The following is a 23,562-nucleotide window of genomic DNA, read 5'->3' on the forward strand; positions in this document are numbered from 1 at the left end:
AACTACACAAAATATGGCGCTGTGAACAGGGGTGTTGTAAGCACATGAAAGTGAACGATATTTTTATGGAAATATGCCATATCGATGCAATTGCCCTGGTAAGCAAGGAGGGTGCGGCTACGGTTATATTGGCAACACCGCAATTTGGTCCACCTACCGGAAATGACTGGTGCACAGGTTCTGTTATCGTGCCTTGCGAACGGCGAAGGATTGCAATTGACATTCAAACCACCCCGCCCGGCGCAGAAATCTGGATCGACGGTAACAAGCAGTCATTGCGAACAAACCACCTCGTCGAAACAGAACTAGAGGTCTGCGATAACAAGGTGGATGTTCTGCTTCGCTTTCCCGGAAAGACAAACTGCAGGAGAAAAGTGCCTCTCCTTGGAGCTTCGATCAAAAGAGTCACTTGTGCCTTTGCTGGGGGGGCTCAGTGATTTCTACTTTCTTTTTCTCCGTAATAACGCCCAACACTCCGCTCAATTCGACCACCCTGACGGGCGTCGGGTTAGCTACACGTTAGGCAGCGCGCTCATATGGGATACAACGTTTCAATCATCAAGACTGCTTCTGGACGACGCCAGCGATTCTCCGAGCAGGACTTTATCGCCCTCGCAACGAAGTTTCCCGAGTGGTCATACGATTCGTCATCGCAAACACTACTAAAAAATATGGGTGAGGGAGAAGGCTTCTGGTTGGATACAAGCCCATTGGAACTCACGGCAAAAGAGCCTAATGACGCGCAGCTTCAGCTCATGATTGAAATTGCGCAAGCGCTTGGTGGACGCGTTCGTGGTGACGAGCTGGAAACCTACCTGACGCCAACAGAAACTTATGATCATTCCGACGATGAAAAATTGCGGCGCCTTGCCGGCTCTTTAGGTCCGCAGGAGTCTTTCAAGTATGCGAAGCTAATTAGGCGCATTCAGTTGGCTGCCTTGATATTGCTCGCGCTCAACTTTATTGCATACGTACTTAACGGGGTAATGAAATAATGCCTAACATCGCAATTAACCGGATCGGCCTTACGGCCGCGCGGTGATTTTTAACCTTAGGCCATGGGACAGAAACTCTCTGCGCAGGATATGGCGCTCTATCGTGCCGTTGACGAAGTTCTGCACTACGTCTGGGATCCCATTGGAGTCGCGGGTACGCCGCAAGCGCGAGACGAGTACTACGGCTATTTGCCCAGAGTCTTTGCCTTGGTCCGAGATTGTGCAAATGAATCTGCAATTGCTGAAGAGCTCAGCTCCATCGCAACGCAGCGCATGGGGCTTTCAGCGAGGCCGGAGCACGACCTGGAAATAGCTCGTCTTCTTCTATCTTGGCGGGCGTCTGTAAATGAGCGCCTGGCCTAACCAGTCGCTCAAGGCTGCTACGGCCTGCGGCCTCCGCTGGACGTCCCGCAAGCGGGCCGACCCTTACATTCGAGGTTAGATTTCTCTATGAGCATCGAGCAAGCCAACGTGATCGATTTTATGAGCACTGATCCCGTCAGCGGCTCAGTAACTTTGACAGCAACCGATCACCTTGAATGGGGCGGCAGAGAACATCTGCTGTTGATCCAAGAAAAGTTGAACTCGTACTTGGCATTTGTTGAAAGCGGAGAAATATTGGAGTCATACCCAGCTGCAGAGGGAAGGCCAATTAGGCTTTTTGTCATATGTCAGTTTGAGCCGGATGAAGAAGGAGCTAGGTTTTTATCCCTCTGCAGGGAAGTAATAAAAAATGCGGGACTGGATTTTGGGTATCGTGTTGAAGACATCTAACTTCCCGCTCCAGCCGGCAGCAAAAAGCTACGCTTTTTGCTGCCGGCTTAGCTAGCACATCGGAGAGAAAATGATCAGCATGGCACGACTGTTACTCATTTCATTTGTCGGAGGTGGGGGCGCGCTACTGCTTGAATACTTGCTTGCCCGCTTTATTCCAATTCTCGGAATCGTCTTTTGGATTCCGACACTTGTTGCATTATCCATTTTGGAAGACTGTGGGCTGCCTACTCTTCAAGGCTCTTCCGATGGGTGGCCCATGGCCACCACTTTGGGAGCGATTATTGCTGTCATAGCATGGTGGCTCATTTGGTCGGTAGTCGTGGCTATCGTTCTCTGGCGTACGCGTCATCAAAAGGAGAAATCTGCCAATGCTCTCTAGCCCTACGCTCAAGCGGGACAGGCCAGAAGCTGCCTGCCCCCTTGGGGCCAAGTTAGGTACAGCCATGCGGCATGGTCCAGTTTTCCTATTTTTACTGCTACTTTCTGGCTGCGGTGGGCCATTTCGTCCGCCAGATTTTGAAAAATATGTTCAGCTTGCAAGCGAAGGTTCGCTTTGTATGACTAGCCTGCAAGGCACTTGGCCGAATCTGCCTCACAATCCAATTCAGTGGTTCGTCGGTGGAAGATCAAATCTCTTAGTCACAATTCGCTCCCCGGCAAACAAAGGCAGGTATGAAGCTGGTCAAATCTCAGTGCATTACGCATGGCCTAATTCCACTCCATATCAGATAAAGGGGCTTTCAGGCTACGTCGAATTTCAGAGTAATACGTTCGTTGTCGATCTATCTCAGAGCTTAGATAAAAAGATAAATGAAAAACTTGAGTTTAATGGAAAGTATTCCATCAGAAATCCAAACGGTTGTCCCTAAGCTGGCGGCTAACGCCGCTCCCTCTGGTTGCTCGGATCTGCCGGAAGTGGCAGGTCGGTTACCTTTACGTTAGGCGTTACGCACACACATCATGGGCATCTCATTAACTTGGGTCGCTGTCGAGGCACTTCCGGCCGACGAAGCACTGTTGCGACTGTCATTGGTCAAGACGGCGAAAGACTGCGTATATCCGTTCAAAGGCGTCGCAAGCCATACCTTGCCAAACGACTGGTTCTTAGTTGCCGCTCAACGCTGCGATCACCGAATTGCCAATGCAGAAAGCATGTCTGCACTCTCGAAAGGCTGTCGAGCGGTCGCGTGCGCCATCGAGGAGCACGTCAACTTTGCGTCCGTAGAACTTTGGCGAGACGGTGCGCGCGTCTGGCATGTCCAGCATCAAGGCGACGAAGACAATGAAAATATTTCTTCCCAAGGCCTGCTGCCTCAACGCTTCCGCGAATTACTGGCTACAGTAGAACCCGAGGACAGCGAGAATCTCGACGGCCACTTCCACATGGATATCCCACTCATTCTCGCCAAGGAGCTCTGTGGATTCCGTCACGATGAAAGCAACGCGGACTTTGACCGCACTCCATTTGAAGAGCTTGCCGAACTCAAGACCAAGAGTAGTTGGTGGAAACCGTGGAAGTAACGCCTAACCACTTGTTTGTGTGGGACGGCTTTGCCGCCCCACAACTTCAACGTTAGGCAGCACAAATGCGACTACTTTCCGCCATCGCCATCCTTTTGCCCTCCATCTGTACGGCACAAGCATGCGAGACCATCCCATGGGCAAAGGCAGCCTCACCAGAGATGTATTCGTCATTTCAGTGCCTTAGTGCAGAAATAAAAATATAAAGTACTCGTATCAGATTGAGGTTCCGTGTAAGTAAATAGTGACTTTGAGTTGGGGTGCGCATGATTTGCACGCATCTCATCGCTATGTCAGGATTTTTGGAGTCGGTTGCTTTGATGCCACCATTGCAGCGCGGTTTTTTGGCGATATTTCTTTTTTCGGGCTGTTTGTGCGCCAATGAGGGGGAGACTTTTTCCGGATACTATGCTTACGGTTTTGAGGAGAGCAGGTTTTCGCTTGTTGGTAGCAAGGAGCGCTGGTGGCTGGATAAACTTCCGCCTTGTGTTGAACAGACTGAGAAGGTGGGCGGAGGGACGCCGATTCTGTTTGTTGAGGTCGTCGGAAAGCTGAGTTCAGTAGGAAAATTTGGGCATCTTGGAAAGTACCCTCGTGAGCTGGTTGTAGAGCAGTATTTGTCTTGCAGAAAGCTAAGCCCGGGAGAGCGTTCGGGTCTTTATGATTGATCTCTAGGAGATTGATAGGTTATGGGATCGTTGGTTTCTGTAGCCAGATGTATTCGTTTGGTTGCTCGATTGGTTGGGATGGCTGCATGTGCTTTCTCAGTGTCTGGATGCTATTTTGCGAACGGTATTGACGTGGTGCCTCAAGCCTTTGTTCGGAAAAATCCCGACCTTTCGGGAGGTAAAGCGTATGTCCTCCAGGGGCAGAGGTGGCACACGGGAAATATGCATCTTCCCTTTGACTTCACTGTATATCGATACCCCGTCGAGATTGAGGTTCGTACCAGTGGTTTCGAAGGTGATTTTTCGGCAGGTGAGGTGGAGTTCTATCGGTGCGGGCAGCGAATAATCAACGTAAAAGGCGCCGTGAGGGTTTCCAGTAATACGCTTGCGCTTGATCTGGAGTATCCATGGCCTGAGAGATCAAGAAGGGCTGAGAGGCTTGAAGTAGTTGCTTTTTTGAATGATGCGGCGGCGCCATCGTCGCCATGCCTCACGCCTAAATGACGCTTCGTTGGCTTGTTTCGTCTGTTTCATCTGATGTAGGTTGCTGTCTAGCTTGAGAGTCTCCCCATGTCCGTCAGAACCCACGCAACTACTCGAGTGCGGAGTCTGGCGCATGGCGCATGATTGGCTATGCAATCTCCGCGGTCCTTGTGGTGTTGGCTTTTGCTGTCGCCCCGCCTCATGCGACGCCAATGCCGATCCAGGCTGTGCTTGACTTCCCATCCGCCGGCCCGTCCGGCACCCACCCACCCGAGACCCCCCAATGACCCCACAGACCGCCTCCCTCATGGCCGAATACAACCGCTGGATGAACGACCGCCTGTATGCCGCGGCGGCGACCCTCGACCCGGCGGCGTTGACGGCGGACAAGGGGGCGTTCTTTGGTTCCATCCTGGGCACGCTCAATCACATCGCGGTGGCGGACACGATCTGGCTGCACCGCTTTGCGCAGCACGAGGCGGCGTTTCCGGCGCTGGGCGCGTTGTCCGGGTTTCCCCGGCCTGCATCCTTGACCCAACCCCTCGCGGACGATCTGGCGGGGCTGGGCCAGTACCGGCGGGGGCTGGATGCCCTGATCGAGCGCTGGGTTGCCGGGCTGACGCCCGAACATCTGTCGGCCGATCTGGCCTACAGCAACATGGCGGGCGTCCATTCGAGCCGGTGTTTCGGGGCCTTGCTGCTGCACTTCTTCAACCACCAGACGCACCATCGCGGCCAGGTCACGACGCTGTTGTGTCAGGCCGGCGTGGATGTCGGCGTCACCGATCTATTGGCGGTCATTCCGACCACTGCATAAGGAGCACCCATGCCAGGTCCCGCCCGTGCCGGACTTTTCATCTACGCCCTCGATCCCGAGCGCGTTGCCGATTTTTATTGCGCCGTCGCCGGCATGGCCCGCCTGCATGCCACGCCGGAGCTGATCGTGCTCGAATCCGCCGACATCCAGTTGCTGGTGCACCGGATTCCGCCGCCCTTTGCCGAGGGCATCGTCATCACCTCGCCGCCCCAGCGGCGCGAGGATACGGCGCTCAAGTTCTTCTTCAGCGTGCCCAGCCTGGATGCGGCACGGCTTGCGGCGCGGGGGCTGGGGGGCGAGGTGTTTGCCGAGAACTGGCAGGGGCCGGGCTTTACCGTGTGCAACGGGATGGACCCTGAGGGGAACGTGTTTCAGGTGCGGGAGTTTGCCGCGTGAGGCGCAGCGCTCTGGTGGGGCCGCTTGAAGCGCGTTTCTGAGAGGCATGTATGCCATTTACACCCTTCCACATGGGGCCGGGGCTCCTGATCAAGGCGGTGCTGCAGGGGGCGTTTTCCCTGATGGTCTTCGGCTGGGCGCAGATCGTGATGGATATTCAGCCGCTGGTGGTGATCCTGACCGGCGAGGGGCATCTGCATGGCTTCACCCATACCTGGATCGGGGCCTCCCTGCTGGGCGTCGCTTCGGCCCTCAGCGGGAAGTATCTGTCGGAGTTCGGCTTGCGCCTGATCGGCTGTCGCCGCTTTGTGCCCATCCGTTGGCCGGTGGCTGTGCTGTCGGCTTTCGTCGGTACTTTCAGCCATGTGCTGCTTGACGGGATCATGCATGCGGACGTGGAGCCCTTTTGGCCCTTGACCCGGGACAACGGTCTGCTCGGGCTGATGTCGGTGCAGGCCATGCACTGGTTTTGCCTGGGGAGCGGGGTGGTGGGTGCGGTGCTGTATTTCATCGTGGCCAGCCGGCTGGCTCCGCGGGACGCGCACGGTGAGGCGTCACCATGAGCGCAAACCCATTGCTGACGCGGGTTTGCCCTCCACTGGCCGTATCACCCGATGGGTGAAGCTGAAGGGGTCTATGGGACGCGCTGAGGGCGGCTGGAGGGACTGTGGGGGCGACTTCAGTCGCCCGCGGGCTGAGATCAAGGGTGTGTCGGTGATCGACGCGGGGGTGGGCGACTGAAGTCGCCCCTACAAATCGCCCCTATAGGAGAGACCGTATCGACCGTCAGACGACGCGTCAAACGGAGGAAGTTAGGATGAATTCGACCCCACGAGGGGGCTTGCCCTGGCCCTTTATCAGCCGCATTTCCGGCCCCCTCTGGCGGGCGGACTGGCATCATCTGCCCCATCTGACAAACGCAGCGTGGCTCCGGTGTTCGAGTTTTTCGGGAATTTCTTTCTGGCGCTTGCCCTGGTGGGGCTGTTCCGCTTTCTGTGGATGGTCTGCGGTCTGCTGATCCGCACCGGGGATGTGGGGAACGCGATCTTTGCGGTGCTCCTGCCGGTGTTGATGCTCTATCTGCTGGGGCGCTCTCTGCTGCCCATCGACGCCTGGGAGGGGTTTGCGGCCGGGGCTGCCACCGGGGCGGTGGCGGTGTATCTGTTCGGCCGCAGGAAGCCGCCCACGCGGGCCTGAGTGGCGCCCTCAGCGCCCCTCAAACCACCCGGCAATCTTCATCCGTTCCTCTTCGGTGATCCCGGTGACGTTGCCCAGGGGCATGGCCTTGAGCTTGACCGTCTGGTCGTGGATGCGCTGAGCCTGGGCTTCGATGCGCTGGGGGGTGTCGAGCAGTACGCCGGCCGGCGCGGAGGCCATCAGGGTGGGCTTTTCGGCGTGGCAGGCGGTGCAGCGGGCGTTGATGATGGGCTGGATGTCGGCCAGGGTGGGGGCGGTGGTGCCGGCACTGGCAAGCCGCGGCGCCGGGGCCAGCCATATGGCTACGCCGGCCAGGATGGCGATGGCGGCGGCGGGGAACTCCCAGCGCACGGCGCCCTTGTGGCGCAGGTTGAAGAAGTGGCGGATCAGCACGGCCGCCAGGATGATCAGGGCCAGCACCGCCCAGGCGTGGGCATGGGTGTAGGTGAAGGCGTAGTGGTTGCTGATCATGCAGAACAGCACCGGCAGGGTCAGGTAGTTGTTGTGGTAGCTGCGCTGCTTGGCGCGGATGCCGTCCATGGGGTCGGGGGTGTCGCCGCGCTGCATGGCGGCCACCACCCGTTTCTGGCCCGGGATGATCCAGAAGAAGACGTTGCCGCTCATGGTGGTGGCGATCATGGCGCCCACGTGGATAAAGGCGGCACGGCCCGACAGAAGGTGGGTGAGGGCCCAGGCCACGGCCACCACGAAGGCGTAATAGACGATGCCGAAGAGCAGCTGGCTGCGGTTGATGAGCAGGCGGCACAGTACGTCATACACCACCCAGCCGCCGGCCAGGGTGCCCAGGCCGATGGCCACGGCGGTGCCCGGGCTGATGGCGGCCACCGAGGGATCGACCATGTAGCTGCCGGCCTGCAGGTAGTACAGGGTGGAGATCAGGGCGAAGCCCGACAGCCAAGTGGAATAGCTCTCCCATTTGAACCAGTGCAGATCGTCCGGCAGGTGGGCCGGGGCGACCAGGTATTTCTGCGGGTTGTAGAAGCCGCCGCCATGCACGGCCCACAGCTCGCCGCCCACGCCCTTGGCCTTGAGGGCCGGGTCGGTGGGGGGCTTGAGGCTGTTGTCCAGCCACACAAAGTAGAAGGATGAGCCGATCCAGGCGATGCCGACGATCAGGTGAAGCCAGCGCAGCAGCAGGCTGCCCCATTCGATGAGGTAAGCGTCCATCAGCTGCCCCGGTAGGTTGAATAGCTCCACGGCGATACGAGGAGCGGCACGTGGTAGTGGGCGGCGGTGTCGGCAATGCCGAAGCGCAGGGGGACGCTGCCCAGAAAGGGCGGGTCGGACTGCGGCACGCTGGCGGCGGCAAAGTAGGCCGCCACCTCAAAGACCAGCTCGTAGTTGCCCACGGCCATGGTTTCTCCCTGCAGCAGGGGGGCATCGGCGCGGCCGTCGTGATTGGTGACCCCGCGGCACAGCTCACGGCAGCTGCCGTCAGATCCGAGCAGGTGCAGCGCAAAGGCCATGCCGGCCGCGGGGCATCCGCGGGCGGTGTCGAGTACGTGGGTGGTCAGGCGGCCCATGGGGGTCCTCGGCAGGGGTGGGAGTGACCCGATTATAGAAAGGGGTTTTCTGCGGCCGGCGAATATCACCTATTGGCTTGGGCGAATAAGGCTGTGGAATGCGGGCCCGGGGGCGCGGTGGGCGGGGTCATATGAAACCCGACAGGATGCTTATCCGATCCCGCTACTTGTCGGCCCCCGGCCGCGCTCCGTACTCTGGATTCATGCGGCATCGTCGCGGAGCACGCTCCGGCGGCCTGCCATCCCCCCATGATCTGCTCGCGGCGTCAGTCCGCAGCCCTTCCAGGAGATGCCTGTGACGACCCGTCCCGACCCTGACACCACGGTTCACCCGGTGGATGAAATCCTCCCTACCCCCCGCCTGTTTGCCCTGGGCCTGCAGCACGTGCTGGTGATGTATGCCGGCGCGGTGGCGGTGCCGCTGATCCTGGGGGCAGCCCTCAAGCTGCCCAAGGACCAGATCGCCCTGCTGATCAATGCCGACCTGCTGTGCTGCGGCATCGTCACCCTGATCCAGGCGCTGGGCATCGGCCCCTTCGGTATCCGCCTGCCGGTGATGATGGGGGTGACCTTTGCCGCCGTGAGCCCGATGCTGGCCATGGCCGCCAACCCCGATCTGGGGATCACGGCGATATTCGGCTCGGTGATCGTGGCGGGGCTGTTCGGGATCTTCTTTGCGCCGGTGATCAGCCGCCTGCTGCCCCTGTTTCCGCCGGTGGTCACCGGCACCATCATCGCCGTGATCGGCGTGACCCTGATGCGCGTCGGCATCAACTGGGCGGCCGGCGGCGTGCCAATGATCAAGGATCTGGCTACCGGGCAGATGGTGCCCAACCCGGCCTACGGCGCGCCCGAGCACCTGGGGGTGGCCTTCTCGGTGTTGCTGGTGATCCTGTTGCTATCCAAGTATGGCAAGGGCTTTGTCGCCAATGTGTCGGTGCTGCTGGGGCTGGTGTTCGGTTTTGTGGTGGCGCTGGCCATGGGCAAGGTCAAGTTCGACGGGCTGGAGCAGGCCGAGTGGTTCGCCCTGGTCTATCCCTTCCAGTTCGGCATGCCCACCTTCGATCCGGTCTCGGCGGCCACCATGTGCCTCGTGATGATCGTGGTGATGGTGGAATCCCTGGGCATGTTCCTGGCGCTGGGCGAGCTCACCGGCAAGCCCCTGTCGCCCAAGGACCTGGAGAAGGGCCTGCGCACCGATGGCCTGGGCACCCTGATTGGCGGCATCTTCAATGCCTTTCCCTACACCTCCTTCTCCCAGAACATCGGTCTGGTGGGGGTGACAGGCGTGCGCAGCCGCTGGGTATGCGTGGCCGGCGGGGCCATTTTGGTGGCCTTCGGCCTGTTCCCCAAGATGGCCCACGTGGTGGCTTCGGTGCCCCAGTTCGTGCTGGGCGGTGCCGGCATCGTGATGTTCGGCATGGTTGCCGCCACGGGCATCAAGATTTTGCTGGCGGCCGACCTGAAGACCAACCGCTTCAACCCCTACATCATCGCCATCAGCATCGGCTTCGGCATGATCCCGCTGGTGGCCGACAAGTTCTTCCACCAGATGCCCAAGGTGCTGGGGCCCCTGCTGCATAGCGGTATCCTGCTGACGGCCATCACCGCGGTGCTGCTCAACCTGTTCTTCAACGGCTATCGTCGTGATGCCGCCGAGAGCGCCAAGCACATGGCGCTGGAAGCGGAACTCCACTGATCCCCGTTTCGTCCCTTTTTTGCCCCAGGCCCGGAGCCCCTGCCATGACGACCCCGACCTTCACCGCCGCAAGCCTGTCGCAGCTGGACCAGGCCGCCTTCGTGGCGGCCCTCGACGGCATCTTCGAGCATTCCCCCTGGGTGGCCGAGCAGGCCTGGCCGCGTCGCCCCTTCGCCAACCGGGAGGCCCTGCTGGGTACTCTGGTGGGCGCCATGCAGGCGGCACCCCGCGCGGCCCAGCTGGCCCTGATCCGGGCCCACCCGGAGCTGGCCGGCAAGGCGGCAGTGCGTGGTGAGCTGACCCGGGAGTCAACGGCAGAACAGGCCGGTGCCGGGCTGGCGGCGTGCTCGCCGGAGGAGTTCGAACTGATCCAGGCCCTCAACGGGGCCTACAACGCCAAGTTCGGCTTTCCCTTCATCATTGCCGTGAGGGGGCTGGGGCGGGGCGACATCATCGCGGCTATGGAGCGCCGGCTGGGGCACGATCTTGAGGCGGAGTTTGCCGAAGCCCTGCGCCAGATCGCCCGGATCGCGGCGCTGCGCCTGGAGGCGCGGGTGGCGGAATAGTGGCGGAATAGGCCGCAAGGAAGGCCGCAAGCGGGCGGCCGCGCCGGGCCGCTTGTCTCGTCAGAGAGCGGCTACGGCAGTAGCGGAGGTTTGCACGCTGCTGGTCACGGCTGCGGCCTGGGCGCGGGGGATGGCCGGGGAGCTGCGCGCCACCGTGGTGATCTGTTCGCGGAACCAGCGGCATTCTTCCTCGTAATGGCTGCGGTCGTGCCACAACAGGTAGAAGCTCATCTTGGGGAAGTCGATGGGGGCCTCGACAACGGTCAGGGGCATCATCCTGGCGCAGTGTTCGGCGAAGATGCGCGGGCTGGAGAACAGCATGTCGGTCTCCAGCAGCAGGTAGGGCACCAGGCCGAAGTAGGGGACGTAGGCCACCACGTTGCGCTTCAGGCGTTCGCGGGCCAGGTGCAGGTCAATGACGCCGCGCTGCCCGACGGCATAGGGGGTGGGCACCAGGTGCTCGGCGGCGAGGTAATCCTCGGTGCTCAGTTTGCTGCCGGCCAGGGGGTGGCCCTTGCGCATGATGCACACCACGTCATCGTCGAAGAGCGGGGCCATGCGCAGGTTTTCCGGGGGCTGCGGCCAGTTGCCGATGACCACGTCCAGCTCGCCGGTTTCCAGGGCGCGGGCGTAGTCGAAATCCGGGCCGAGGGAGTGGAAGGCGACCTGGGAATTGGGGGCGAACTTGCGCAGGCGGGCCACAATCTCGCCCAGCAGAACTGCGTTGAGGTAGTCCGGGGTGGCAATGTTGAAGACCCGGCGGGAGCTGGCGGCGTCGAACTTGACCTGGCGGACGGCGATGGCTTCGATCTGCTGCAACGCAATCTTGACCGGCTCAAGCAGCCCGGCGCCCCGTTCGGTGGGGGTCATGCCGTTGCGGCTGCGCACCAGCAGCTGGTCGCCGGTGATGTCACGCAGGCGGCGCAGAGCGGTGCTGACAGCGGGTTGAGACTGGTTGAGGCGACGCGCCGCCTTGCTCACGCTGCATTCGGTGAGCAGGGCGTGGAGTACGCGCAGCAGATGGACATCCATGGAATCCCAGGTGCAGTTCGCGGCCATGTTGGTGCTCCTTGAACGATATCCCTGCTGCGCTGCAATAATCGTTCCAGGTGAAAAAGCGCCGTTTCAGGGCCCTGCCGCCCGCCATCACGGACCATGCCGGTGCCTGGGCGGCCTCTGGAGGACGCGCCGGCACCGGCATGGTGCGTTGGTGGGTCAGGCGTAGCTGACGCCGCCGGCGGCGGAAACGGTGATGGTCCGGCCGACGCTGGCCGCGTAGCTGCTGCTCTTGACCGTGCTGACAAATACATACTCACCCTTCACCGCGTCGGCGGTGACGGTGAATTGCAGGTAGCCGCGCTGCCGGGTGTCGGCGTAGGCCAGGTCATCCACCAGCCCCAGCCCGGCGCCGATGGCGGCGCTGCCGAGCTGGGCTGCCGCCACGCTGCCGTCCAGGGCCGGGCCGAGGGCGCCCAGGCCAAGGGACTCGAAGCCCGGGGAGCTGACGGAGGTGCCGGCAAATTCGTGGCCGACGGTCTGTCCGGCCAGGGTCGTCACCTTGGCAAACCACGCGTTGTGGGAGTCGCCCGACAGGGTCACGAGGCGCTTGCCGAGGGGCTGGATGGACTGCAGGATGGCTTCCCGCTGCAGGGGGTAGCCATCCCAGGCGTCCAGGTTGTACGGCAGGCGCGGGTTGGTGGTGGCGGATAGCAGGGCGCTCTGGGTGGGGCTCAGGGGCTGGCCGGCGGCGCGGGTGAGCTTGGCGCCCAGGTAGTCGCTGATGGCGGTCTGTACGGCGGCCTGATTGGCGGGCGTGGGGTTGGCGAAGGCCGTGTTCTGGGCCTGCAGCACCGATGCGGGCATCCACATCCGGGCCATGATGTCTTGGTTGCCGAGGATTTGCCAGGCGGCTTCCGAGCGGGTGATGCCGTCCACCAGCCAGGCCTGCTGGGTGGGGCTGATCATGCGGTGGGTGGCGTCGCTGCCCGACCCGAGGGCGGCGGCGTAGCGGGCCAGGCCGCCGTCGGCATCGCCGTAGTTGTCGTACTGGCGGTCGCGCCCCTCGATGCGGGTGTCGAGCAGGTGCAGGCTGAGCAGGCGGCCAAAGTCGAAGCGGCGATAGATCTTCAGCCGGTCTCCGCTGGCGTCGCTACGGATGGGCAGCCACTCGTGATATGCCCGTGCGGCGTTGGCTTTGCGTGTGGCCCAGTCGCCCTGGGTGGTGCTGTCGTGGTTTTCGGCGCCGGTCACGTAGGCATTGTTGGCAAACTCGTGGTCGTCCCAGATGGCGATGAAGGGCATGCGGGCGTGCACGGCCTGGAGATTGGCGTCCGAGCGGTAGCGGGCGTAGCGGGTACGGTAGTCGTCGAGGCTCACGATGTCGTGGGCGGGGGCCGTGACACGGTTGAGTGCCACGGCGTCGGTATTGCCGTACTTGGCGGGGTCGGCCCCGTACTCGTAGATGTAGTCGCCAAGGTGCAGGGCGTAGTCGGCATCGGAGCGGGCGGCGGCATCGTAGGCGTTGAAGAAGCCCTCGGAATAGATGGCACAGGAGAACACCGCAAACTTCACGCTGCTGACGTCCGCGGTGGGCAGGGTGCGGGTGACGCCGACCGGCGATGCTTTGCCGGAGGCGTCAATGAAGCGGTAGTAGTAACGGCTGCCCGCAGTGAGGCCGCCCGCATCGACCTTGGCGGTGAAGCCGGTGTCGGCGGTGGCGGACACCTGGCCGGCGGAGACGATCTGGCGGAACTCGGCGTCGGATGCCACCTGCCAGCTGAGGGCGATGGCGGTGTCCAGGTTGCCGGCGCGGGCGTGGGTCCACAGGATGACCCGATCCGTGAGGGGGTCGCCGCTGGCGACGCCATAAAGGTAATCCGCCTGGGCGGGGCGGTCATGGCTGCTGCCACAGGCGCTGAGGAGGCCGGTGGCCGAAGCGGCGGTGAGCAGGGTCGCAGAGTTGCGGATGAAATCGCGGCGGGTGTTGTCGAGCGGCATGGTCCAGGCTCCAGAAGTGACCCTCGATTAGACAAAGCGCGCATGACAGCGCCGTGACGCTGGTGTGGCTGCCTTTATGCAGGCTCAGCGCCAGGCAGGGGATCGGTGGCCCTTGCGGCCGTGCTCTCCCGGGGGGCATGGCCCGTCTGATCCATGGCGCGCCTTCGAGCACTCTGGCCTTGCATAAGAAAATGCTTGGGTTGTATAAACTTGGCTTGTGCTTGTAAGCACTGTGAAACGTAATACCGATATAAAGTCCTGATGACACCGCCGGGTCCGCGAGGATGTCTCTGCCCGGTTTGACTGATCCGCACAACTCTTTTCTCATCCCATGGCAAAGGAACGTCTGAATCCCTCGTTACGCAAGGCTGGCGTGTGGGCCATCATCCAGTGCGCAGACACCGGTAAGGTGTTGCTCGGAAAACGTTCCAGCGTGGTGAACAACGGGGGGGCGTGGAATTTCTTTGGCGGCCGGGTGGATCGGGGAGAGTCGCCCCGCACAGCCCTGCTGCGGGAGCTTGTCGAGGAGGCCGGCCTGCGGGTCAAGGAGAAGCAGCTGGTGAAGCTGGGCAGGGTCTTCGGGGACGGCGTGCACGGCGGCGGGGACCGCGAGCTGCACTACTATCTGCTGCGGCTTGAGCGCGAGGTGGTACCCCGCCTCAACCGGGAGCATTCAAACTTCGGCTGGTTCAAGCCCGGGCGTCTGCCGGCCCGCTTCAACCGGCCAACCACCATCGCCATCAAGAAAGGCCTGCTCGGCAGCCTGCGTCAGCACTGAGCGGCCTGCCGGAACGGCCGGGCGGGGCCCGTGTTCCGGCATCCTGGTATGGGGTCAGACCACCCCCGCCCCGTGAGCCTGCTGGTCGGCCCAGTAGCTTGAGCGCACCATGGGGCCGCAGGCGGCGTTCTTGAAGCCCATCTTCAGTGCTTCGGTCTCGAACATCTTGAAGGTGTCGGGATGCACGTAGCGCAGCACCGGCAGGTGGCCGCCGGAGGGCTGGAGGTACTGGCCGATGGTGAGCATGTCCACGTTGTGGGCGCGCATGTCGCGCATCACTTCGAGGATCTCGTCGTCGGTTTCGCCCAGACCGACCATCAGGCCGGACTTGGTGTTGACCTCCGGGTGGCGGGCCTTGAACTGCTTGAGCAGTTCCAGCGAGTAGGCGTAGTCGGAACCCGGGCGGGCCTGCTTGTAGAGGCGCGGCACGGTTTCCAGGTTGTGGTTCATCACGTCCGGCGGGGCCTGGTCGAAGATGTCCAGGGCGATCTCCATGCGGCCGCGGAAGTCAGGTACCAGCACTTCGATGGTGGTCTTGGGGCTGGCCTCGCGGGTGGCGCTGATGCACTGCACGAAGTGGTCTGCGCCGCCGTCACGCAGGTCGTCCCGGTCCACGCTGGTGATCACCACGTAGTTGAGGCGCATGGCGGCGATGGTCTTGGCCAGGTTGGCTGGCTCGTTCACGTCGAGGGGCTCGGGGCGGCCGTGGCCCACGTCGCAGAAGGGGCAGCGGCGGGTGCAGATGTCGCCCATGATCATGAAGGTGGCCGTGCCCTTGCCGAAGCATTCGTGGATGTTGGGGCAGGAGGCTTCCTCGCAGACGGTGTGCAGCTTGTGCTCGCGCAGGGTGTCCTTGATCTCGTTGAAGCGTTCGGCCTCGATGCCGGCGCCCAGCTTGATGCGGATCCAGTCGGGCTTCTTGAGGCGTTCGGCGGGAACGATCTTGATGGGGATGCGGGCGGTCTTGGCCGCGCCACGCTGCTTGCGGCTCTCGGAATCCATGGGGCTGTCGTCCTTTGGTCAGGCGGTGGGAGGGACGTCGGGAAAATGTCGCTGGAGGTGGCCGAGAAGTCGTTCGGTGACTTCGTCGGGGCCTTCAGTCACGCCGAAGTCCTTGAGTTGTATGGTCTTGAGCCCACTATAGCCGCAGGGATTGATCCACGTAAATGGTGTCAAGTCCATATCGACGTTGAGGGACAATCCGTGGTAGCTGCAGCCGTTGCGAACCCGCAGGCCGAGGGCGGCAACCTTCTCGCCGTCGATGTAGACGCCCGGGGCGCCGTCCTTGCGGCGGGCGTCGAGGCCGTAGTCGGCGATGCAGTCGATGAGGGCCTGCTCCAGCAACTGGACCATCTCGCGCACCTTGAGGTGGCGTCGGTGCAGGTCGAGGAGCAGGTAGGCCACCACCTGGCCGGGGCCGTGGTAGGTGATCTGACCGCCCCGGTCGATCTTGACCAGCGGAATCTCGGTGGCGTGGAGCAGGTGCTCGGGCTTGCCGGCCTGGCCCAGGGTGTACACCGGTGGATGCTGCACCAGCCACAGCTCGTCCGCGGTGGTGGCGTTACGGCTGGCGGTGAATTCCTGCATGGCGCGCCAGGTGGGTTCGTAGGGCGCGACGCCCAGGTGGCGGACGATCACAGGACGACCTTCACCATCGGGTGGGACGACAGCTCGGTGTATAAGGCGTCGAGCTGGACCTGGGAGGTGGCGGTGAGGGTGCAGGTGATGGCCAGATAGTTGCCTTTGGCCGAAGGGCGCATCTGCGCTGTGGCGGGGTCGAAGTCGGGGGCGTGGCGCAGCACCACATCGATCACCGTCTGGGCAAAGGCATCCACCCGCGCACCCATGATCTTGATGGGGAATTCGCAGGGGAATTCGAGCAGGGTGGTGCGTTCTTCAGTCATCCGGGTACTCTCCTCAGAGGTTCTTGAACCACAGGCGGATGGCGTCCCACAAGCGGCCGAACCAGCCCGCTTCAGGGATGTCGTCGAGGGCCACGATGGGGTAATCACCCACCGGCTTGTCGTTCAGGCTGAGTTGCAGGGTGCCGATGGTCTGACCCTTGGTGACCGGGGCCATCAGGGGTTGCTGGCTGACCACGTTGGCCTTGAGCTTCTCGGCGTCGCCCTTGGGCAGCGACAGCACGAAATCGTTCAGGAAGCCACCCTTGACCATGTTCTCCGTGCCCTTCCAGATGCGGAGTTCGTTCACCGCCTGGTTGGCGCTGTACACCTTGACCGTGTCGAAGGCCAGGTAGCCCCAGTTGAGAAGTTTCTGGGATTCCTGGGCCCGCACGCTGTCGCTGGTGGTGCCCACCACTACCGACACCAGGCGGCGCTCATTGCGCTTGGCCGAGGCGATCAGGCAGTAGCCGGCGCTGTCGGTGTGGCCGGTCTTGACGCCGTCGACGGTGGGGTCGATGAACAGCAGGCGGTTGCGGTTGGGCTGCTTGATCTTGTTATAGCTGTATTCCTTGATGGAATAGATGGGATAGAACTCGGGGAAGTCGCGAATGATGGCGGTGGCCAGGATGGACAGGTCGCGCACCGAGGTCAGGTGGGACGGGTGGGGCAGGCCGGTGGCGTTCTCGAAGTGAGTGTTCTTCATGCCCAGCCGGGCGGCTTCCTTGTTCATCAGCTGGGCGAAGTTCTCCTCGGAGCCGGCGATGGCTTCGGCCAGCGCCACGCAGGCATCGTTGCCCGACTGGATGATCATGCCGTGGAGCAACTCGTCCACGGTAACCGGCTTCAGCGGCTCGATGAACATCTTGGAGCCCGGCACCTTCCAGGCCTTCTCCGACACCGGAACGGTCTGCTCCAGGCTCAGGGTCTTGTTCTTGACCGCCGAGAAGGCCAGGTAGGCCGTCATCAGCTTGGTCAGCGAGGCAGGCTCGATGCGCTGGTCGGGCTTTTCGGCGGTGAGTACCTGGCCGGAACCCACGTCGAGAAGGACCCAGGCCCGTGCGGAGACCGTTGGCGGCGTCATCTGGGCAAAGGCGAGGGAGGGCAGGACGAGCAGAAGCAGGATGATGCGACGCAGCATGGCGGGGTGCAAAAGCGAAAAAAGTGCGATTATAGTCACGCCTCCGATCATCAACCGCCTTCCAATCGTAAGTGAATGCGGAACTCCACGTACCGCGGATGGTCTTTATTGCTGCAATGCACCTGATCCGCCGAAGCCTCTCTCTCTTTCTGGCCTGCCTCGTCCTCCTGTGGGCAGGCAGCTCCATGGCCGTGGACAACCACCATGCGGCGGCCGATCTGGCCGAGCAGGTGCAGACCCTCGACCCGGCAGCCGAAGAGAAGCTCGACCTCAGCAGCCTCGACCCCCTCGATTGCCCGGCCCTCGCCTGTACGGCGTGTTTCCGGGCCCGCTTCCTGCTTGATGATCCCCCTAATGATGCCCGTCCGATGTGGCGTTCGGTGATCCCCAAGCTGACCTCACCGCCACCCAGGCGGGCCTGAGCTGGACACCCTTTGCGGGGTGATGTGCTTTGGTTCCGGCGGGCCGTTTGTCGGCCCTGCCATCTCATGATTTGAATAACAGCGTTGAACAATCGCTGAAGGATTTCCATGCTCAGGAAGCTTTCCCTGGCCGTCGCCCTTGCTGCGACGCTTCTGCCTGCCCTGGCCGCGCCGCCGGGCGCTGAACCCTACAAGCTCCAGGCCCTGCGCGACGCGGCCCGGGCCAGCCACCCGTCCCTGCAGGCGGCGCGGGCCATGGTCGATGCCGGCCGGGCCCAGATCACCAGTGCCGGGGCTTATCCCAACCCCGAAGTCGAATTCCTGGCCGGTCGTACCCAGGCCCGGGTGCCTGGCGTGGCGACCGGCGGGGCCCAGAGCCTCGCCCTCAGCCAGCGCATCGACAACCCCTGGCAGCGTGAGGCGCGTATTGGCGCCGCCACCTCCGGGCTGGAGGCGCGCCAGGCCGAAGGGCGCAGTTTTGAGGTGGATCTGCTGGCCCGTCTCGACCAGCGCTTCTTTGATCTCCTGCGCCGTCAGGCGGAGCAGCGCGCCACCAAGGAGGACCTGAGCCTGGCCGAGCAGATCCGGGCACGGGTGGCCGTGCGGGTGCAGACCGGTGAAGCCCCCCGCTACGAGCTGATCAAGGCCGACACTGAGCTGCTGAATGCCCAGAAGAGCGCGGAGAGCGCCATCCTGCGCGTCGCCCAGGCCCGTGCGGCCCTGCGCGGCCTGGTGGGTCCGTCCCTGCCGACGGAGTTCGAGGTGGAGGGGACCCTGGCCAGTGCGCCGATGGTGCCGTCCCTGGACGCCCTGCGCACGGAGGTGGTGGCTCGCAACCCGGAGCTGGCCCGGGCCCAGGCCGAGGTGCGGCGCGCCGAGCGTCAGCTTGAGCTGGAGCGCCTGCGCCGCCATCCGGAGCTGGCCGTAAAGGTGGCCGAGGACCGGGATGTGGAGCTGCGCAACACGCGTATCGGCGTGATGGCCATCGTACCCCTGTGGGACCAGCGTCGCGGCCAGGTGGCCGAGGCCGGGGCCCTGCTGCAGAAGAGCCGCAGCGACCGGGACAGCCAGGAGCTGACCCTGCTGCAGGCCCTTGAAGCCTCCTATCGTCACTATGAAATTGCCCGCAACCAGGTGAATGCCCTGGAGAACGGCATCCTGCGTGAGGCCGAGGCGGCCCTGAAGGTGGCCGAGGCGGCTTACCGCTTCGGCGAGCGCGGCATCCTGGATTACCTGGACGCCCAGCGCGTCTTTCGCGCCGCACGCAATGAACTCATCGCCGCCCGCTACGAGCTGCAGCTGGCCGTCATCGAAATCGAGCGCCTGCGCGCTGCCCAATGATACGGAATCTCCCCATGAAGCTACGACCGACTGCCCTGGCCATGCTGATGGCTGCCCTCGTCCTTGCCGGGTGCAAGGATGCCCAGAAACCTGCGGGCAAGCCCGCCGCCGAGCAGGGATCCACCACCCTGAGCGAAGGCACCGGTGATGCCGTGAGCGTGGCGCCCCCCGATCCGCTGCTGGTCACCGTTCCGCCCAATTTTGGTGCGCCCATCAAGGTCACTTCGGCCGGCAATACCCAGGTTTCGGACACCCTGCGGGTGGCCGGCAAGGTGGACTTCGACCAGGCCCGGGTGACCCGTATCGGGGCCACCGTGACCGGCCGCGTGATCGAGATCCAGGCCCACCTGGGCCAGCAGGTCCGAGTGGGGGATTCCCTGGCGGTGATCAACAGCACCGAGCTGGGTGAGGCCCAGCTCAGCTATCTCAAGGCCCGCGCCCAGGCTGACCTGCAGGCGCGCAGCGTCGAACGCGCCCGCCAGCTGTTTGCCGCCGACGTGATCGGCAAGGCAGAGCTGCAGCGTCGGGAGAGCGAGTTGTCGATTGCCTCGGCGGAGCAGCGCGGTGCGGCTGACCAGCTGCGGGTGCTCGGCATGTCGTCCGGGGCGATCAACAAGCTGGGTACCACGGGTGCCATCAACTCGGTTACGTCCGTGGCGTCCACGATGGCCGGCACGGTGGTCGAGCGCCAGGTGGCGCCGGGCCAGGTGGTTCAGCCGGCCGATGCCCTGTATGTGGTGGCGGATCTGTCCCGGGTGTGGGTGACTGCCGAGGTGCCCGAGCAGCAGGGTGCCCTGGTGAAGTCCGGGCAGACCGTGGATATCGAAGTGCCGGCACTGGGCTCGCGCCTGACTGGCAAGCTCATTTATGTGGCCGATACGGTGAACCCCGAGACCCGCACGATCACTGTGCGCAGCGTGGTGGACAACACCAACCGGCAGCTTAAGCCGGCCATGCTGGCCACCATGCTGATCCAGGCCGCGCCGGTGGAGCGGGTGGTGGTGCCGGCCCAGGCGGTAGTGCGTGACGGCGACGCCGACAACGTGTTCGTTGAAGTGGCCAAGGGGCAGTTCCGCCTGACGCCGGTGCGCCTCGGCCCGGACATGGAGGGCAAGCGTGCCGTCCTGTCGGGGCTTAAGCCTGAACAGCCGATTCTCGTCGAGGGTGCCTTCCACCTGAACAACGAGCGCAAGCGCAAGGAACTGGAATAAGGACCGGCCATGATTCAATCATTAGTCCGTGCCGCCCTCCAGCAGCGCCTGGTGGTGGTGGTGGTGGCTGTGGTGCTGCTGGCCTTCGGCCTCAACGCAGCGCGCAGCTTGTCGGTGGATGCCTTCCCCGACGTTACCAATGTGCAGGTGCAGATCGCGACCGAAGCCAAGGGGCGTTCCCCCGAGGAGGTGGAGCGTTTTGTCACCGTCCCCCTGGAAATCTCCATGACCGGCCTGCCCGGGTTGGAGGAGATGCGCTCTCTCAACAAACCCGGCCTGTCGTTGATCACCCTGGTGTTCACAGATGCGACCGATGTGTACTTTGCCCGCCAGCTGGTCATGGAGCGCCTGCTGGAAGTGGGCAGTCGGATGCCCGAGGGCGTGGTGCCGGTGCTTGGGCCCGTGTCTACAGGTCTGGGTGAGGTATACCAGTACACCCTCGATCATCCCGATGACGGCGATCGCAAACTCACCGAGAAGGAGCTGACCGAGAGGCGCATCGTGCAGGACTGGGTGGTGCGCCCGCTCCTGCGTTCGATCCCGGGGGTGGCGGAGATCAACTCGCAAGGCGGCTACGCCCGCCAGTACCAGGTGCTGGTGAACCCGGACCGCTTGCGTCACCACCGTCTGACGGTGCGGGATGTGTATGAGGCCGTGGCCCGCAACAACGCCAACTCCGGGGGCGGTGTGCTGCCCCAGTATTCCGAGCAGTACCTGATCCGCGGTATCGGCCTCGTCAAGACCCTGGGTGATATCGGCTCCATCGTGCTCAAGGAGGTGGGCGGCACACCGGTGTACATCCGCGATGTGGCCGAAGTGACCTTCGGTCACGAGGTGCGTCAGGGGGCGGTGGTGAAGAACGGTGTCACCGAATCGGTGGGCGGCATCGTGATGATGCTCCGCGGCGGCAACGCCAAGGAGGTGGTCAGCCGCATCAAGGCCCGGGTGGCCGAGATCAACGACAAGGGCATGCTGCCTGATGGCCTGAAGATCGTGCCCTACTACGACCGCTCCGAGCTGGTGGACGCGGCCCTATGGACGGTGATCAAGGTGTTGCTGGAAGGCATCGCCCTGGTGGTGGTGGTGCTCTTCCTGTTCCTGGGGGATGTGCGTTCGAGCCTGATCGTGGTGGCCACGCTGGTGTTGACGCCGCTGCTCACCTTCATGGCCATGAACCACTACGGTATCTCGGCCAACCTGATGTCCCTGGGGGGCCTGGCCATCGCCATCGGCCTGATGGTGGACGGCTCCGTGGTGGTGGTGGAAAACGCCTTTGCCCGCCTGGGCCACGTGGGGGAAGGGGAGAGCAAGGTGCGCGTCATCTTCGACGCCGTGCAGGAAGTGGCCACACCGGTGATCTTCGGTGTCGGCATCATCATCCTGGTGTTCCTGCCCCTGATGACCTTGCAGGGGATGGAGGGCAAGATGTTTGCGCCCCTGGCCTACACCATCGCCATTGCCTTGGCTGTTTCCCTGTTCCTGTCTCTGACCCTGACGCCGGTGCTGTCTTCCTACCTGCTCAAGGGTGGTGCGGAGCATGACACCTGGCTGATCGCGAAGATCAAGGCGCCCTACCTGAAGATGCTCCACTGGTCGGTGGCCAACAGCCGCAAGACGGTGGTGGGCGGCCTGGCGCTGCTGGTGGTGACCCTGGGCATGTTCCCCTTCCTGGGGACGGCCTTCATCCCGGAGATGAAGGAAGGCTCGGTGGTGCCGGGCATCAACCGGGTGCCCAACATCTCCCTGGAAGAGTCCATCAAGATGGAAATGCAGGCGATGAAGCTGGTCATGGAGGTGCCGGGCGTCAAGTCGGCCATCTCCGGCGTGGGTCGCGGCGAGTCGCCGGCCGACCCCCAGGGCCAGAACGAGTCGACACCCATCGTCAGTCTCAAGCCGCGGGACGAGTGGCCTGCCGGCTGGACCCAGGACACCATTGCCGACGCCATGCGCGAGAAGCTCAAGGTGCTGCCGGGCGCCCAGGTGGTGATGGCCCAGCCCATCTCCGACCGGGTGGACGAGATGGTCACCGGGGTGCGCTCCGATGTGGCGGTGAAGGTCTTCGGTGACGACTTGGAACTGCTCAAGAAGAAGGCCGAGGAGATCGCGCGGGTGGCATCGGGCATTACCGGAGCCACCGATATCCGCGTCGAGCGGGTGACCGGCCAGCAGTACCTGTCCATCGAGATCGATCGCAGCGCCATCGCCCGCCACGGCCTCAACGTGTCGGACGTGAATGATGTGATCGAGGCGGCCATTGGCGGTAAGCAGGCCACCGAGGTGTACGAGGGCGAACGGCGCTTTGCGTCGGTGGTGCGTCTGCCCGAGAGTTTCCGCGACAACGTGGAGAAGATCGGCAACATCCTGGTGAATGCCCCGGGCGGCGTGCAGGTGGCCCTGGAGAACCTGGCCCACATCCATATCGTGGATGGTCCGGCGCAGATCTCCCGCGAGCTGGCCAAACGCCGGGTGGTGGTGGCGATCAATGTGAAGGACCGTGACCTGGGCGGCTTCGTGGCTGAGTTGCAGAAGACTGTTGAGTCCAAGGTGGAGCTGAAGGATGGCTACTATCTGGAGTGGGGCGGCCAGTTCCAGAACCTGGAGCGGGCCATGGGCCACCTGACCATCATCATTCCGGTGACCGTGGCGGCGATCTTCTTCCTGCTCTTCCTGCTGTTCGGGTCACTCAAGCTGGCCAGCCTGATCATTCTGGTGCTGCCTTTCGCCAGCGTGGGCGGTGTGCTCGGCCTGCTGGTGAGCGGTGAATACCTGTCGGTGCCGGCATCGGTGGGTTTCATTGCCCTGTGGGGCATCGCGGTGCTCAACGGGGTGGTGCTGGTCAGCTATATTCGCAGCCTGCGTACCGAGGGGATGCCCGTGGCCCAGGCCGTGGTGCAGGGGGCGACCCTGCGCTTCCGGCCGGTCATGATGACCGCGACGGTGGCTCTGCTGGCGCTGATCCCCTTCCTGTTCGCCACCGGACCGGGTTCCGAAGTGCAGCGCCCCCTCGCCATCGTGGTGATCGGTGGCCTGATCACCTCCACGCTGCTGACCTTGGTCGTGCTTCCCACGTTGTACAAGTGGTTTGACGACACCCCCTACGAAGCCTGA

The 23,562-nt window shown here is 62.9% G+C and carries 26 protein-coding genes; 18 read left to right on the forward strand and 8 right to left on the reverse strand.

The window, feature by feature from the left end; all coding sequences use genetic code 11:
• The 11 genes from ACIQ09_RS01520 to ACIQ09_RS01570 form a co-directional block, all read left to right on the forward strand.
• The coding region (locus ACIQ09_RS01520; protein WP_398305046.1) for a hypothetical protein at positions 1-437 on the forward strand (437 nt) is incomplete at its 5' end.
• A 99-nt stretch (positions 438-536) separates the two neighbouring features.
• Positions 537-995 carry a hypothetical protein gene (locus ACIQ09_RS01525; protein ID WP_398305049.1) on the forward strand — a complete coding sequence of 153 codons (459 nt, stop codon included), beginning with the start codon at positions 537-539 and terminating at the stop codon, positions 993-995.
• A gap of 450 nt (positions 996-1,445) precedes the next feature.
• Positions 1,446-1,769, forward strand: coding sequence for a DUF6572 domain-containing protein (locus ACIQ09_RS01530; RefSeq protein WP_398305052.1), 324 nt, complete (start codon positions 1,446-1,448; stop codon positions 1,767-1,769).
• A 70-nt stretch (positions 1,770-1,839) separates the two neighbouring features.
• On the forward strand, positions 1,840-2,151 hold the full coding sequence (locus ACIQ09_RS01535) for a hypothetical protein (RefSeq protein ID WP_398305055.1): 312 nt from the start codon (positions 1,840-1,842) through the stop codon (positions 2,149-2,151).
• Positions 2,141-2,641 carry a hypothetical protein gene (locus tag ACIQ09_RS01540; RefSeq protein WP_398305058.1) on the forward strand — a complete coding sequence of 167 codons (501 nt, stop codon included), beginning with the start codon at positions 2,141-2,143 and terminating at the stop codon, positions 2,639-2,641. Before ACIQ09_RS01535 ends, ACIQ09_RS01540 begins: the two co-directional genes overlap by 11 nt.
• 91 nt (positions 2,642-2,732) lie before the next feature.
• Entirely contained in the window at positions 2,733-3,293 is a 561-nt protein-coding gene (locus ACIQ09_RS01545; RefSeq protein WP_398305061.1) for a hypothetical protein, read from the forward strand.
• Between the two features lie 266 nt (positions 3,294-3,559).
• On the forward strand, positions 3,560-3,961 hold the full coding sequence (locus ACIQ09_RS01550) for a hypothetical protein (protein WP_398305064.1): 402 nt from the start codon (positions 3,560-3,562) through the stop codon (positions 3,959-3,961).
• A gap of 766 nt (positions 3,962-4,727) precedes the next feature.
• Positions 4,728-5,261 (forward strand): DinB family protein, encoded by a 534-nt coding sequence (locus ACIQ09_RS01555; RefSeq protein WP_398305067.1) that lies wholly within the window; start codon positions 4,728-4,730, stop codon positions 5,259-5,261.
• Between the two features lie 9 nt (positions 5,262-5,270).
• Positions 5,271-5,657 carry a VOC family protein gene (locus ACIQ09_RS01560; RefSeq protein ID WP_398305071.1) on the forward strand — a complete coding sequence of 129 codons (387 nt, stop codon included), beginning with the start codon at positions 5,271-5,273 and terminating at the stop codon, positions 5,655-5,657.
• Between the two features lie 50 nt (positions 5,658-5,707).
• Positions 5,708-6,220 carry a metal-dependent hydrolase gene (locus ACIQ09_RS01565; protein ID WP_296410838.1) on the forward strand — a complete coding sequence of 171 codons (513 nt, stop codon included), beginning with the start codon at positions 5,708-5,710 and terminating at the stop codon, positions 6,218-6,220.
• Between the two features lie 361 nt (positions 6,221-6,581).
• Entirely contained in the window at positions 6,582-6,854 is a 273-nt protein-coding gene (locus ACIQ09_RS01570) for a hypothetical protein (protein ID WP_398305076.1), read from the forward strand.
• A gap of 9 nt (positions 6,855-6,863) precedes the next feature.
• Here ACIQ09_RS01570 and ACIQ09_RS01575 read toward each other — a convergent pair whose 3' ends face one another.
• Both ACIQ09_RS01575 and uraH read right to left on the reverse strand, forming a co-directional pair.
• Positions 6,864-8,042, reverse strand: a complete 1,179-nt coding sequence (locus tag ACIQ09_RS01575) for a urate hydroxylase PuuD (RefSeq protein ID WP_398305079.1) — start codon at positions 8,040-8,042, stop codon at positions 6,864-6,866.
• Entirely contained in the window at positions 8,042-8,398 is a 357-nt protein-coding gene (uraH, locus tag ACIQ09_RS01580) for a hydroxyisourate hydrolase (RefSeq protein WP_398305082.1), read from the reverse strand. The genes ACIQ09_RS01575 and uraH overlap by 1 nt, the downstream gene beginning before the upstream one ends.
• A 295-nt stretch (positions 8,399-8,693) precedes the next feature.
• Here uraH and ACIQ09_RS01585 point away from each other — a divergent pair, with 295 nt between their 5' ends.
• Positions 8,694-10,097, forward strand: coding sequence for a nucleobase:cation symporter-2 family protein (locus tag ACIQ09_RS01585; RefSeq protein WP_398305085.1), 1,404 nt, complete (start codon positions 8,694-8,696; stop codon positions 10,095-10,097).
• A 44-nt stretch (positions 10,098-10,141) separates the two neighbouring features.
• Positions 10,142-10,663: a 2-oxo-4-hydroxy-4-carboxy-5-ureidoimidazoline decarboxylase gene (gene uraD, locus ACIQ09_RS01590; protein WP_398305088.1), complete on the forward strand. Its 522-nt coding sequence runs from the start codon at positions 10,142-10,144 to the stop codon at positions 10,661-10,663.
• 60 nt (positions 10,664-10,723) lie between these two features.
• On the opposite strand, the gene ACIQ09_RS01595 is transcribed toward uraD, so the two are convergent.
• Positions 10,724-11,722, reverse strand: a complete 999-nt coding sequence (locus ACIQ09_RS01595) for a LysR substrate-binding domain-containing protein (RefSeq protein WP_398305091.1) — start codon at positions 11,720-11,722, stop codon at positions 10,724-10,726.
• A 156-nt stretch (positions 11,723-11,878) separates the two neighbouring features.
• Entirely contained in the window at positions 11,879-13,660 is a 1,782-nt protein-coding gene (locus ACIQ09_RS01600; protein WP_398305094.1) for an alkaline phosphatase D family protein, read from the reverse strand.
• Between the two features lie 331 nt (positions 13,661-13,991).
• Here ACIQ09_RS01600 and ACIQ09_RS01605 point away from each other — a divergent pair, with 331 nt between their 5' ends.
• A complete protein-coding gene (locus tag ACIQ09_RS01605) occupies positions 13,992-14,438 on the forward strand; it encodes an NUDIX hydrolase (protein WP_398305097.1) in 447 nt (148 codons plus the stop codon).
• Between the two features lie 54 nt (positions 14,439-14,492).
• Here the strand turns inward: ACIQ09_RS01605 and lipA are convergent, their stop codons facing one another.
• Genes lipA through ACIQ09_RS01625 form a run of 4 tightly spaced genes read right to left on the reverse strand, consistent with a single transcriptional unit; the run spans position 14,493 to position 17,480 of the window.
• Entirely contained in the window at positions 14,493-15,440 is a 948-nt protein-coding gene (gene lipA / locus ACIQ09_RS01610) for a lipoyl synthase (protein ID WP_398305100.1), read from the reverse strand.
• A gap of 18 nt (positions 15,441-15,458) precedes the next feature.
• Entirely contained in the window at positions 15,459-16,076 is a 618-nt protein-coding gene (gene lipB / locus ACIQ09_RS01615; protein WP_398305103.1) for a lipoyl(octanoyl) transferase LipB, read from the reverse strand.
• A complete protein-coding gene (locus ACIQ09_RS01620; protein WP_398305106.1) occupies positions 16,073-16,342 on the reverse strand; it encodes a YbeD family protein in 270 nt (89 codons plus the stop codon). The genes lipB and ACIQ09_RS01620 overlap by 4 nt, the downstream gene beginning before the upstream one ends.
• Before the next feature lie 13 nt (positions 16,343-16,355).
• Positions 16,356-17,480, reverse strand: coding sequence for a D-alanyl-D-alanine carboxypeptidase family protein (locus tag ACIQ09_RS01625; protein WP_398305109.1), 1,125 nt, complete (start codon positions 17,478-17,480; stop codon positions 16,356-16,358).
• 71 nt (positions 17,481-17,551) lie between these two features.
• On the opposite strand from ACIQ09_RS01625, the gene ACIQ09_RS01630 reads away from it, so the two are divergent.
• The 4 genes from ACIQ09_RS01630 (at position 17,552) to ACIQ09_RS01645 (ending at position 23,562) form a co-directional block, all read left to right on the forward strand.
• The gene (locus ACIQ09_RS01630; protein WP_398305112.1) at positions 17,552-17,902 is read left to right on the forward strand and encodes a hypothetical protein; all 351 of its coding nucleotides are present in this window, start codon (positions 17,552-17,554) and stop codon (positions 17,900-17,902) included.
• Positions 17,903-18,010: 108 nt separating this feature from the next.
• Positions 18,011-19,243: a TolC family protein gene (locus ACIQ09_RS01635; RefSeq protein WP_398305115.1), complete on the forward strand. Its 1,233-nt coding sequence runs from the start codon at positions 18,011-18,013 to the stop codon at positions 19,241-19,243.
• Positions 19,244-19,257: 14 nt separating this feature from the next.
• Entirely contained in the window at positions 19,258-20,454 is a 1,197-nt protein-coding gene (locus ACIQ09_RS01640; protein WP_398305118.1) for an efflux RND transporter periplasmic adaptor subunit, read from the forward strand.
• Positions 20,455-20,463: 9 nt separating this feature from the next.
• The gene (locus ACIQ09_RS01645; RefSeq protein ID WP_398305121.1) at positions 20,464-23,562 is read left to right on the forward strand and encodes an efflux RND transporter permease subunit; all 3,099 of its coding nucleotides are present in this window, start codon (positions 20,464-20,466) and stop codon (positions 23,560-23,562) included.

It is taken from the genome of Zoogloea sp., from assembly GCF_044344315.1.
GTDB lineage: Bacteria > Pseudomonadota > Gammaproteobacteria > Burkholderiales > Rhodocyclaceae > Zoogloea.